Origin of the sequence: Teichococcus vastitatis (genome assembly GCF_003604215.1) — a bacterium.
Classification (GTDB): domain Bacteria; phylum Pseudomonadota; class Alphaproteobacteria; order Acetobacterales; family Acetobacteraceae; genus Pseudoroseomonas; species Pseudoroseomonas vastitatis.
Window position 1 is genome coordinate 1 of record NZ_QXGS01000230.1, and the last position, 574, is coordinate 574.

Consider the following 574-nt stretch of genomic DNA (forward strand, 5'->3'; position numbering starts at 1 on the left):
ACGACCTGCAGGTCTTTACCACTGACTTCACGGCGCTCAACAACTCCGGAGTTGATGGGCAGGCACTTCTATTCCTCGATGCGCGCAGTCAAACTCTGACCGTGCACATCAAGGCCGAGGGGCTTGAGCCGGGTCAGGTGCACGTGCAGCACATCCACGGATTCGACAACGACAAGGATGCGAAGACCCCGACGCTCGCGCAGGATGACGACCGCGATGGCTTCGTCGAGCTTGCGGAAGGGCTCGACACATATGGTCCGATCCAGCTCAACCTGACTTTGAACCCCGAGAACTCAGCGCACGACCACGGTGCGGACGGCCATGACCACACCGGGGCAGCAGTGTTTCCGACCGCTGATGAAAACGGAGTGCTGCGCTACACTGAGACCTTCCACTTCGATGCCTCGGACCCGAATGCCCAAGCCATCTTTGGTGGTATCACTCCGCTCCAGGCCAAGGAGATCGTGCTTCATGGACTGACTCTGCAGGACGGTCAGGGTACGGACGCTGGTGAAGCGGATGGGACTCAAGGCTACAAGGACGTGTTGCCCGTCGCCTCCGGTGAACTGCACGA

Annotated in this window: 1 protein-coding gene; it reads left to right on the forward strand. The window is 59.9% G+C overall.

Translation table 11 applies throughout. The features are described from left to right. The coding region (locus D2K64_RS24050; RefSeq protein WP_202910833.1) for a hypothetical protein at positions 1–574 on the forward strand (574 nt) is incomplete at both ends.